Below are 10,403 nucleotides of genomic sequence, written 5' to 3' on the forward strand. Positions count from 1 at the left end.
CACAGGGGCATATCGGGATGGCAGGACTCGAACCTGCGACTCCATGCTCCCAAAGCATGGCTTCTCGCCGCTGAATTACATCCCGTTAGTGCTCCTGGTGGGAGTCGAACCCACAACCAAACAGATTTTAAGTCTGCCACCTCTTCCAATTGGGCTACAGGAGCAAATTTTGGTCCTCTTGGTGGGAATCGAACCCACAACTTACCGTTTTTGAGACGGCAGCCTCTTCCAGTTGGGCTACAAGAGCAAAGTTTGGCAGCCCCACCAGGACTCGAACCTGGAATCTTCGCCTTCAAAGGGCGCGATGTTGCCAATTACACCACAGGGCTTTATTGCCAGGGCAGGGTTTGAACCTGCAACCTCATCGTTCAGAGCGATGCGACTTACCAATTCGTCCACCCGGCAATGAATGGCTGCCTCAGTAGGACTCGAACCTACAACCGCGCGGTTAACAGCCGCTTGCTCTACCATTGAGCTATGAGGCAACGAAGCCCCCCAGGTCGGAATCGAACCGACGACCTCCTGTTCTTGTCTTTCAGACACGCTTCGCGAACAGACAGGCGCTAACTACCAACTGAGCTACCAGGGGATAAAAGAAGAGATTATGTAACGAGAGTGGAGGGATTTGAACCCTCACGTCTTCAGTTTCGTAGACTGAGATGTTATCCAGTTACACCACACTCTCAAAACGGAGAGAACAGGATTTGAACCTGCGACGGGTATTAGCTACCCGTTTCCTCTTAGCAGGAGGACGCTTTTAGCCACTCAGCCACCTCTCCATAGTGGGTCGAGCAGGATTTGTAGCTTGCTTCCCGAAGGGTACCTGCGTGCAAAAAAGAACAGTTTTACAGACTGTCGCCTTCAGCCAGACTCGGCCACCGACCCATAATTATTCCCTCGACGAGAATTGAACTCGCATCTGTGCTTTGAAAGAACACTGACTTAACCATTAGTCCACGAGGGCATAATTGAGCGAATTTTGGATTTTAGATTTTGGATTAAATTTTTTAATCTAAAATTGGCAATCTAAAATCCAAAATTGTCTGACACAGGGACTAGGATTTGAACCTAGAACATCGGATTTGGAGTCACGAGGTGTTACCGTTACACCATCCCTGCATTTAGTGGCAGCGGCGGGATTTGCACCCGCATATACCAGGGTATGAACCTGGGGCTTTGCTGGTTAAGCTACGCTGCGACAGAGGTCAGAGCGGGATTTGAACCCGCGCTAATCGGTTTTGCAGACCAACGCCTTACCAACTTGGCTACCTGACCATTTGGGAGTCCCGACGAGATTCGCACTCGCAATCTTCAGTTTGAGAAACTGACGGCTTAAACTATTCGCCTACAGGACTGCAACCAGGGTGACGGGACTTGAACCCGCAACATTTCCGCAGACAACGGAACGCTCTAGCCAATTGAGCTACACCCCGATTTTTTGGAATCTGTGCCTAAACTTTGAAGTTTTTAGGCACAGATTTTGTTGGTGAACTTGCCCATTTCTTATTTAGTTTTCAAGGTTCAGAAAATTTACTGTTAGAAACTGTTAGGAAAACAACCAACACTCTAGGTAGCAAGCCTGTTGTGTATTACGGATGTATTCAGTGGTTTTGATGAGTGCAAAATTAGAACTTTTTTCGTTTATTGCCTCTACTGCCGATGGTTTGCAAGTAAAAGCAGCTTTGTTGACTAAGGATTCTGGTTTGTTTCAACGCCTGTCCTTTAGTTGTATGTAGAACATAAATTTGACTCTTGAGAAGCTTTGTCTTTCGCCTTACTACAAATATACTACAAAATACTACAAGAGGTGTCAAGGGGTTTCAGAAAAATTTTTTGAAATTGTCTAAAAAAGCTTCTGCACTGATATTTGAGCTTGCTAAACTCTCTGAAAAGTCAAACTACAGCTTATGATTGGGTGAATCTTTAAAAGCCTGACGTGACAGACAACTACCTCAAGCGACAACAGATAATTAGTATTGTCGCGATCGCCTCTAGTATTACAGCTTGTAGTATTGCCCCAGGCATCTCCCCACAATCGGGGTTGAACCAGCCACTAAGCAAAATTCATACTGCACTTCAAGATCCAGCAAAGGGCCAAATTAATGCCCAGCTACCGCCATCAGCCAAAGTAGAAAACCCTACCTTTACAGTCCCAGCTAAATTTCAGGGAAAAACAGTTTATAAGGTGCAACCCAGCAACAACGAAAAAGTTATTGCTCTCAGCATTGATGATGGGCCCTGGCCAAAGACAACCCTAGAAATGCTGGATATCTTGAAGCAAAATGATGTTAAAGCAACATTCTTTTGGGTAGGACAAGCTTTAGAAGCAAATCCAGACTTAGCCAAGCGTGAAGTAGCCGAGGGACACGCCATTGGCAACCATACTTGGCATCATTGGTATCGGCGAATGGATGAAGCCACAGCCAAGAGTGAAATTGATCGCACAGCCGATCTGATATACAAAACTACAGGAGTCAAAACGTCTCTGTTCCGTCCTCCTGGAGGCTTTTTAAATAACGGACTAGCTGCTTACGCCAAAAGCCAGAAAGATGCTGTCATTATGTGGTCGTTAACTTCCGCTGATACCGATCCTCACGCCAAACCGCAGGCATTTGTAAATAATGTCCTGAAAGGCGCGAAACCTGGTTTTATTGTTTTAATGCATGATGGTGGTGGCGATCGCCACAGAACTGTAGAAGCTTTACCACAAATCATTAGTGGACTCAAACAGCAAGGCTACCGATTTGTGACAATTCCCGAACTGCTAAAAATGGCGCAATAAAGGGTGAGAAATTCTCCTCACCCAACTATTTCGTTTATTCACTCATCACAGAAGCACAAGATTGAGCTTCCTGCCAAAGTTTGTGCAAAAAGAACTCAGCGCGATCGCTCATAGTGGTGACAAACACACCGACAGAATCCTTAGAACTAGCTGATAGCCAAGAACCCCGTAGGGTGACTTCCATATATTCGGCATCGCACGTACAGAGGGCAATGATTTCTCTGTCATCTCTTTTTACCTCAGCCCTCAGTACTTCTACTCCTGGCAAATCAACCGGAAGCAAAAAGGAAGCGGTAGTGGGTTCAATGCACAAACCTTGCCCAACTCGCAGGGCTAAAATCACTCGCTTCGCTACCCATTCTTCTAGCGACAAAGTGACACATTCTAAATCAAAACTGCTTTCAGTGTAAGTTAATTTCAGCATTCCTTATGCTCTCCTGTTATTCCAGGTTTGCTTGCATATCTATCCAAAACTGTTCAGCAAAAGAAATCGCGGGGTGGATTGGCGCTTTTGGTTTGGTACGCAGTTGCATACCAGCTTCAAACAGGGTGCGATCGCCTTTACGGGAGTTACATCTTTCACAAGCTGCGACTACGTTATCCCAAGTGTGAGAACCGCCTTTAGAACGCGGCATCACATGATCTAGCGTTAGATGTTTGCTGCTGCCGCAATATTGGCAACTGTGATGGTCTCGTCGCAATACTTCTCGCCGATTCACTGGCGGAACTTTCCACATCCGCTCATTAGAAGTGATTGTCAAGCGAATATGTTTTGGCACATCAATTACCAAACTGGGTGAGTGAACTTGCCATCCGCCTTCTGTGGTAAAACCCAACGGTTGCGCCTTGTTAGTTACTAACAGCACAATCGCCCGCTTGATATTGACCCGACATAGTGGCAAGTAATTTTGAGAAAACACCACCACAGATTGCTCTAACACTTGCATTGCGTTCGCGCCGCGCATGGAAGATATCGTCACAGCTTAACTCCTTATAAAAAAACCCCCGCTTCAAGTTTTCGGTGAAGCGGGGGTTAGAATTGACCGGAAAATTTTCTGGTCTCATATCGGTACAGGATTCCTTCGTCTGTACCCCCCGCTTTTTTGATTTAGTTGTGGTTTTGCAATTAGTGCACTAAAGCCTACATACTTATAATCATCATTACCCTCTGTGATTTGCCCATGATTTTGGCTACCATCGCCCATAAATAAATACTCCACTTCCATAGCAGCTGATTCCCAATTGGTTCGGCAATTGGTAGCGCACAAAATTGAAGTAGAGATGGGGTAAATGGATTTCACAGAAAATTTCACCTATTGAACATTCCTTTAAACATACTACACTTGTATTACTATCCTGTCTATACCCTTAAGGAGAAAAACTGATGCATACGATCGCTCGCACCCCAACCACCGATATGGAAGTTACCAGCATTCGCCTAGAGCGGGAACTCAAAGATAAGCTCAAAGAAATAGCTGGGAATCAGGGATATCAAGCTCTGATCCGAGATATCCTTTGGAATTATGTCCAGCAAAAATCAGGTGAGTGGAAGCCTCGATTTTCGCGATCCGACATTCGAGCTAGCATAGCTGCCACAGCTCAGCAAGAAGAACGCTGTGTACTTACAGGTCAACTAATTCAACCCCAAGAACCGATGTTGTTAGGACTAACGAGGAATGGCGATATGGTTCCTCTGAGTGTCGAGAGCTTGGCTGGATAAACCTCGTCCATTTTGAAACCTGGTGTAGGGCGGGCATCTAGCCCGCCACTACCACCAGGGAGTACAAAATGCTCTTACTACTTTAAAAAATATAGTTCTGAAAATAGATGTGGTTTTTTTATATTCAGACGAATGCAGCCTAGTTATTTTTACTAATAACTGGGCTGCATTCACAATTTAGCCAGAACTGCCGCAATCTATAGTGAGCAAGAATTTATTTAAATTTAAGCTCTACTCCAAATTTCTGCCACAGGTTGGGAACAAGACGCTTACGAACTCGCTAGCATAGTTACGATATCAGTGTAGATCGGGTCTGAACACGAGTGCGTCTCGTTGATGCAGCCTCTCCTAGAGAAGAGAAGTTTACACTGCAAGAGCAACCTCTTCTTGTCTCCTTTACTTTTATTGATATTTTACTGAGAGTTACGGAGATCGAGGAGTAGCTTGTTAAACCTACTAGTTTTTTCAAGGAATGTAATAAAGCTTCATAAAGCAAGTTACGTAATTTTACGCGCTCAAAAGGAGAATTTTGCTGTAATTCCAGAGAAATTACGGTTTATGTATACTTACAGACAGGATAAAGTTAGTGCATTATTTCAAAATAGAGCAGTAAAAAATAAGCTAACTTAAGCATTTATAGGATATCTTGAGTATTCTATTACTTATGTACCAATGTAGCAATTTGCTTGATTCAGTGGAAATTTGGCCATCTGAGATAGAAAAGGGCTATAACAGGTGAGAGAAAGTATTCACACAAAATTTGTCAATTATCAGGGTGTAGCAACACAACTAACGGTGAAGAATATGCCAAGAGGTTGGGTGCAAGAACAATGGGGTTATTATCCGAGGGCGGGCCAAAAATGAAAAAGCCTTTATCATCGCCGCCACATTACATAGATGACATAGATCGACTACAACCTTACCAAGTCAAGCTGATGCAGCATCAGGAAGAATCTGCCCGCGAGTTGGTACAAAAAATTAACCAAATCATTGCTAATAGCTCGGCTACAGCATTGATGCTGCAAGAGATTGCCCAATTGCTAGGAGTTGCTTTTCAAGTAGATTGCTGCTGCTTGGTTTCAGTGGCGGATGAAACATCAGACGAAGCAACTACTACTAATTGGTGTGCTGATGAGTATCTAGGGTTGCCACACCCAGAAGAAATGTTTTCGATGGAACAGTTGCTTATGCACTCGCCAGTGCTGCAATGTGCTGCCCAACCATTGACTATTGAAGACATTTCGATCATTCAGAATAGTCTGGTAATTGGGTGTCAATATTTACCGCTACCGATAAAAGCGGTTTTGGCAATTCCTACTCGGTTTGGTGGCAATAATAATGGAGTGATTAATCTGATTAAATTCCAACCTTATGAATGGAGTGAATCAGAAAAACAATTGCTCAAAGAAGTGGAGTCGGCTTGCGCGATCGCTTTTTCTAGAGTGGCACAAGCTCAACAAATTGCTCATCAAGAGCAATCCCTGCAAAAGAGCAACCAGCACCAAAGCTTGATCAAGCAATTAACTATATTGAGTCGTAGCAACTTGGAGCTGAATCAAATGCTCCAGTTAGTTATCGCTTCGACTGCCGAATCTCTACAGGCAGATCGGGGTTTGCTCATATTACTGAAATATACAGATCCACTATTTAGGACTCAAGCTAAAAAACAAATTCCCAAAGCGAAAGGTACCGTGATTGGTGAATGGGCTAGAGAAACACAAAATTCTGGCACTAGTAAACTAGATACGTTAGCTCAGTCTTTCTTGATTTCAGACTGTGGTTTAAGCCAGCGTGCCTTCATGGATTCTGGAAAACCAGTAATCTTCGATGACTATACAGATCAAAACGAGACCTTGACAGCTGCCCCATTATTTGCAATAGAGGAATTGCCTGCGGTACTTTTAGTGCCATTGGAAAGTCAAGGTAAAATTTTAGGATTCTTGGTGCTACAGCAATCTGTGATTCGCAATTGGCAACTAGCAGAATTAAATCTTGTGGAAATGGTTTGCGCTCAAGTTAGTAATGCCATAATTCAGTCACAGACATTGCGCCAAGTGCAAACCTTGGTAGATGAACGGACGGCGAAACTTCAGAGTAGTCTGGAACTCCAGGCAAAATTGCATGAAAGAACACGGCAGTATGTTGAGCAGCTGCGAAAACTTAATGAACTCAAAGATGAATTTTTGAGTAACATGAGCGATCGCCTCCGCTATCCTTTGACAAATATGCTGATGTCAATAAAAAACTTGCGTTTGCCAGGAATAGCGCCAGAGCGTCAGAGTAAATATCTAGATATTCTTGAGCAGGAATGTTCAAAGGAAATCAACTTGATTAATGACTTGTTGACACTCCAAAAGCTAGAGTCGCCTCATGAAGCCCCGCAATTAGAATCTATAGATTTAAATACTAGAATTCAAGATATAGCAGCATCTTTTGAGAAAAAACTTGGCGAAAAAGGATTAAAAATTTCTATAGATTTGCCGGAGGAATCCCTCAAACTGCAAACTGAACTGGAGAGTTTTGACCGTATCCTGCAAGAATTATTAACGAATGCCTGTAAATACTCAGAGTCTGATACAATAGTCCGCCTTGAAGCGGCTCACCGAGTCGATCAACAAATCGATCAAGTTATCATGAAGGTGACGAATACAGGACGTGCCATCTCTGAAGAAGAAGCGACCTACATCTTTGATAAGTTCCGTCGTGGAAAAGGGCGCTGGACTCCAGGGACTGGCTTGGGACTTGCTTTAGTCAAGTCTTTAGTGCAGCATCTAAATGGAGCGATCGCTGTTGAAAGTCTCCCAATTTCGGATTCTGAACAAAGCGAAATTTGCTTCACCTTGACTCTGCCCCAATTTTCTGACGAAAGCAAACCATAATTCTGAAAGTGACTAAAAAACAGAACACAACAGAGAACCCTGATTTGCAATCTCCCACTGATGACACCAAATTAGAAGGGGATTTGCTTGCTCAGGTAGAAATTCAAATTGAGAAAATAGCAGAGCGACAGCGGCAAATCAGTGCTAAAGTCCAAATTCCCCACCCCGTGGAGCAAATCTGGAAGGTTCTGACAAATTATGAAGCCTTACCTGACTTCCTCCCCAACCTCGCTAAGAGTTGTCTAATTGAGCATCCCAATGGTGGGATTCGACTGGAGCAAGTAGGCTCCCAGCGCTTACTGAATTTCAATTTTTCTGCGCGGGTAGTTCTGGATTTGGAAGAATGCTTCCCTAAAGCAATTAATTTCCGCATGGTAGAGGGAGATTTTAAAGGCTTTTCTGGTAGCTGGTGCTTAGAGCCTTATTCTTTCGGTGAGTATCTAGGAACAAATCTGTCCTACACAATTCAAGTTTGGCCTAAACTCACTATGCCAGTGGGAATTATTGAAAATCGTCTGAGCAAAGATTTGCGGTTAAATCTTTTGGCTATTCACCAACGTGTAGAAGAGCTAGCCAGCAAAGAACCGTATGCATAACAACAATTAAACCATCATTCAGGGTATTCCTGGATGATGGTTTTTACTGATAGATTTCAAACAAAAAAGCTTTTGCTTTTTATTGTTTTTAAGTACCCCCAGGGGAATTCGAATCCCCGTTACCTCCGTGAAAGGGAGGTGTCCTAGGCCTCTAGACGATGGGGGCATCGGACTCAGACCTTTTATAAGTTAACCAATTTTCTTGCTCTTGTCAACAGGTTTTGCCAAAAAAAGTTTGTGGCAGCTAAACTGGGTGGAAGCAAAAGCTTGAAGAGGATACAAAGATATGGAGACAGATAAAAAAGTCCGTAGATACTTCTGCGGTCAGCCGCAGGGTGCATCAGCGTTGGGCGCTGGGAATTTCGGGGTATACACATATCTAACAAACGCTGAAGACAGCAAGGAACAAAGGGTATGATGTTGTACCCTGTAGAGTTAATATCTACGGTTTTTTACAAGAGATTTTGAAATAAATCGCTCAAAATCTACAACATGGAAGCATCTTTTGAAATCACCATACAGATGGCGATCGCTGTCTTTGCAGGTATTAGCGCCCAAGTGCTGGCTGCATACCTTCGTGTACCCAGCATCGTCTTGTTATTGCTGTTGGGCATTTTGTTTGGCTCCGATGGCATAGGGCTATTGCATCCCCATTCGCTAGGCACTGGACTGGAAGTTATAGTCGCTCTAGCAACGGCAATCATTTTGTTTGAAGGCGGACTTAACTTGGATTTACGAGAGTTAGGCAGAGTTTCAGTCAGCCTGCAATTGCTCGTCACTCAAGGAACGCTAATCACCCTACTTGGCGGGAGTATGGCTGCTCACTGGCTGGGTGAATTTCCCTGGAACATAGCTTTTCTCTATGCTTCCATCATCGTGGTGACAGGCCCAACCGTCGTTGGGCCATTGCTCAAACAAATCAATGTAGATCGACAAGTGGCAACACTTTTGGAAGGAGAAGGGGTTTTAATTGACCCTGTAGGGGCTATCCTCGCCTTCGTTGTCCTCGATACGATTTTGAACGGCAATGCTGACCCGATCAATGCGATCGTCGGTTTACTTATACGTCTGGGTGTGGGAGCAGCAATTGGTGGTGCTGGCGGTTATCTGATGAGTTTGATTTTCAAACGCGCCAGTTTTCTGTCATTTGAGCTAAAAAACTTAGTGGTGTTGGCGATACTTTGGAGCTTGTTTACCTTATCGCAGATGATCCGCAGTGAATCGGGAGTCATGACAACAGTAGTTGCAGGAGCAGTCTTTGCTAACTCCTCAGTCCCGGAAGAACGTCTGTTACGCAGCTTTAAGGGTCAGCTAACAATTCTCAGCGTTTCGGTGCTATTTATCTTATTAGCTGCTGACCTATCCATTGCTAGTGTGTTTGCTTTGGGTTGGGGTAGTTTATTCACTGTTTTGGTACTAATGTTTGTCGTTCGCCCGATCAATATCCTCTTGTGTACCTGGAACAGTGACCTAAACTGGCGACAGAAACTATTTTTAAGCTGGGTTGCTCCGAGAGGAATTGTTGCTGCCTCTATAGCTTCTTTTTTTGCGATTTCGTTGACACAGCGAGGCATTAACGGCGGTGATTCCATCAAAGCTTTAGTTTTCCTGACAATTATCATGACTGTTGTCTGCCAAGGGCTAACAGCTGGCTGGGTTGCTAAATGGCTGCAAATCACCTCCAAGGACGTAACTGGGGCAGTAATTGTGGGTTGTAATCCCTTGAGTCTTGTGATTGCCCGCTTTTTTCAAGAACGGGGAGAAAACGTAGTGATGATTGATACTGACCCCGAATGTCTTGTGCAAGCCGAGGCGCAAAATCTCCGGGTTATTGCCAGCAGTGCGCTAGATGCTGCTGTTTTAGAAGAGGCGGGACTTGCGTCTATGGGTACTTTTCTGGCTATGACAAGTAATGGCGAGGTGAATTTTGTTTTGGCTCAACGAGCAGCTGAGGAGTTTAATCCGCCCCGTGTCTTAGCTGTTTTCCCCCGCGATCCGCAAGCAAATATTTCGGTTAGTAATAAAGTTAATCAAGCTTTTATTCCAGACTTAGCGATTAAAACTTGGAATGAATATTTGAATGATGGGCGAGTGAAGTTGGGAACAACTACCCTGAATGAGTCGGAATTTTCCACGCAATCTGATCGCATCCAAGAAAAGATTCGGACTGGGGTTTTGATACCGCTATTGGTAGAACGAGCTGAACGCTTACAGGTAATGCCAGCTAACCAAGATTGGGAAATTGGCGATCGCATTATTTATTTGTTGCATGACCCCAGACCTAGCCTTTTAAAACGCTTATCTGGTGCCACCCAATCCACTCCCCTCTCTCTAGAAAAGTTACCAGAGGTTGAAGACCTATCGCTTGCCCAATTATCTCAACTTTTTACTAGTGAGGCTTCTGGGGGATGAGGGGATTGGGGAAG

At 44.2% G+C, this 10,403-nt stretch carries 8 protein-coding genes and 17 tRNA genes; 6 read left to right on the forward strand and 19 right to left on the reverse strand.

All coding sequences use genetic code 11. The annotated features are described in order from the left end of the window. Positions 1-12 precede the first annotated feature (12 nt). From CDG76_RS02055 to CDG76_RS02125, 16 genes are all read right to left on the reverse strand, one after another. Positions 13-85, reverse strand: a tRNA-Pro gene (locus CDG76_RS02055). A gap of 4 nt (positions 86-89) precedes the next feature. Beyond that, a tRNA-Leu gene (locus tag CDG76_RS02060) sits at positions 90-164 on the reverse strand. Between the two features lie 6 nt (positions 165-170). Next, positions 171-247, reverse strand: a tRNA-Leu gene (locus tag CDG76_RS02065). 6 nt (positions 248-253) lie between these two features. Then, positions 254-329 (reverse strand) — tRNA-Gln (locus CDG76_RS02070). Positions 330-332: 3 nt separating this feature from the next. Then, a tRNA-Gln gene (locus CDG76_RS02075) sits at positions 333-405 on the reverse strand. A gap of 5 nt (positions 406-410) precedes the next feature. Beyond that, a tRNA-Asn gene (locus tag CDG76_RS02080) sits at positions 411-485 on the reverse strand. A 6-nt stretch (positions 486-491) separates the two neighbouring features. Then, positions 492-589 (reverse strand) — tRNA-OTHER (locus CDG76_RS02085). A gap of 21 nt (positions 590-610) precedes the next feature. Further along, a tRNA-Arg gene (locus CDG76_RS02090) sits at positions 611-685 on the reverse strand. 4 nt (positions 686-689) lie between these two features. After that, positions 690-779 (reverse strand) — tRNA-Ser (locus CDG76_RS02095). 4 nt (positions 780-783) lie between these two features. Further along, positions 784-885 (reverse strand) — tRNA-Tyr (locus tag CDG76_RS36860). A 7-nt stretch (positions 886-892) separates the two neighbouring features. Continuing rightward, positions 893-963: transfer RNA gene (locus CDG76_RS02100), tRNA-Glu, on the reverse strand. An 84-nt stretch (positions 964-1,047) separates the two neighbouring features. Then, positions 1,048-1,119, reverse strand: a tRNA-Trp gene (locus CDG76_RS02105). A 6-nt stretch (positions 1,120-1,125) separates the two neighbouring features. Then, positions 1,126-1,198, reverse strand: a tRNA-Met gene (locus CDG76_RS02110). A gap of 4 nt (positions 1,199-1,202) precedes the next feature. Beyond that, positions 1,203-1,275, reverse strand: a tRNA-Cys gene (locus tag CDG76_RS02115). A gap of 3 nt (positions 1,276-1,278) precedes the next feature. After that, positions 1,279-1,355 (reverse strand) — tRNA-Glu (locus CDG76_RS02120). 4 nt (positions 1,356-1,359) lie between these two features. Then, positions 1,360-1,433: transfer RNA gene (locus CDG76_RS02125), tRNA-Asp, on the reverse strand. 180 nt (positions 1,434-1,613) lie between these two features. Between CDG76_RS02125 and CDG76_RS38945 the strand changes: the two genes are divergently transcribed. Beyond that, positions 1,614-1,736 carry a hypothetical protein gene (locus CDG76_RS38945; protein WP_262984296.1) on the forward strand — a complete coding sequence of 41 codons (123 nt, stop codon included), beginning with the start codon at positions 1,614-1,616 and terminating at the stop codon, positions 1,734-1,736. A 200-nt stretch (positions 1,737-1,936) separates the two neighbouring features. Next, positions 1,937-2,782 (forward strand): polysaccharide deacetylase family protein, encoded by an 846-nt coding sequence (locus CDG76_RS02135; RefSeq protein ID WP_094347433.1) that lies wholly within the window; start codon positions 1,937-1,939, stop codon positions 2,780-2,782. A 34-nt stretch (positions 2,783-2,816) separates the two neighbouring features. Here CDG76_RS02135 and CDG76_RS02140 read toward each other — a convergent pair whose 3' ends face one another. Together CDG76_RS02140 and CDG76_RS02145 are read right to left on the reverse strand one after the other, a co-directional pair. Beyond that, complete coding sequence (locus CDG76_RS02140) at positions 2,817-3,206, reverse strand: alr0857 family protein (RefSeq protein WP_094347434.1); 390 nt, start codon at positions 3,204-3,206, stop codon at positions 2,817-2,819. A gap of 16 nt (positions 3,207-3,222) precedes the next feature. Continuing rightward, the gene (locus CDG76_RS02145) at positions 3,223-3,729 is read right to left on the reverse strand and encodes an HNH endonuclease (protein ID WP_094347911.1); all 507 of its coding nucleotides are present in this window, start codon (positions 3,727-3,729) and stop codon (positions 3,223-3,225) included. A 437-nt stretch (positions 3,730-4,166) separates the two neighbouring features. Here CDG76_RS02145 and CDG76_RS02155 point away from each other — a divergent pair, with 437 nt between their 5' ends. The 3 genes from CDG76_RS02155 to CDG76_RS02165 all read left to right on the forward strand — a co-directional run bounded on the left by CDG76_RS02155 (position 4,167) and on the right by CDG76_RS02165 (position 7,977). Further along, complete coding sequence (locus tag CDG76_RS02155) at positions 4,167-4,502, forward strand: hypothetical protein (RefSeq protein WP_094347436.1); 336 nt, start codon at positions 4,167-4,169, stop codon at positions 4,500-4,502. Between the two features lie 860 nt (positions 4,503-5,362). Further along, positions 5,363-7,381, forward strand: coding sequence for a GAF domain-containing sensor histidine kinase (locus tag CDG76_RS02160; protein ID WP_094347912.1), 2,019 nt, complete (start codon positions 5,363-5,365; stop codon positions 7,379-7,381). Positions 7,382-7,389: 8 nt separating this feature from the next. Next, positions 7,390-7,977, forward strand: a complete 588-nt coding sequence (locus CDG76_RS02165; protein WP_094347437.1) for an SRPBCC family protein — start codon at positions 7,390-7,392, stop codon at positions 7,975-7,977. Positions 7,978-8,070: 93 nt separating this feature from the next. Here the strand turns inward: CDG76_RS02165 and CDG76_RS02170 are convergent. Beyond that, a tRNA-Glu gene (locus tag CDG76_RS02170) sits at positions 8,071-8,143 on the reverse strand. A 326-nt stretch (positions 8,144-8,469) separates the two neighbouring features. On the opposite strand from CDG76_RS02170, the gene CDG76_RS02175 reads away from it, so the two are divergent. After that, positions 8,470-10,389 (forward strand): cation:proton antiporter, encoded by a 1,920-nt coding sequence (locus CDG76_RS02175; protein ID WP_094347438.1) that lies wholly within the window; start codon positions 8,470-8,472, stop codon positions 10,387-10,389. The last annotated feature ends 14 nt before the right edge of the window (positions 10,390-10,403 follow it).

The organism is Nostoc sp. 'Peltigera membranacea cyanobiont' 210A (genome assembly GCF_002246015.1).
Taxonomy (GTDB): Bacteria; Cyanobacteriota; Cyanobacteriia; order Cyanobacteriales; family Nostocaceae; genus Nostoc.

Bases quoted from the DNA above. Each gene is read 5' to 3' on its own strand.
- CDG76_RS02175 (WP_094347438.1), top strand. From the start codon at position 8,470: ATGGAAGCATCTTTTGAAATCACCATACAGATGGCGATCGCTGTCTTT.
- CDG76_RS02155 (WP_094347436.1), top strand. From the start codon at position 4,167: ATGCATACGATCGCTCGCACCCCAACCACCGATATGGAAGTTACCAGC.
- CDG76_RS02140 (WP_094347434.1), bottom strand. From the start codon at position 3,206: ATGCTGAAATTAACTTACACTGAAAGCAGTTTTGATTTAGAATGTGTC.
- CDG76_RS38945 (WP_262984296.1), top strand. From the start codon at position 1,614: ATGAGTGCAAAATTAGAACTTTTTTCGTTTATTGCCTCTACTGCCGAT.
- CDG76_RS02160 (WP_094347912.1), top strand. From the start codon at position 5,363: ATGAAAAAGCCTTTATCATCGCCGCCACATTACATAGATGACATAGAT.
- CDG76_RS02145 (WP_094347911.1), bottom strand. From the start codon at position 3,729: ATGCAAGTGTTAGAGCAATCTGTGGTGGTGTTTTCTCAAAATTACTTG.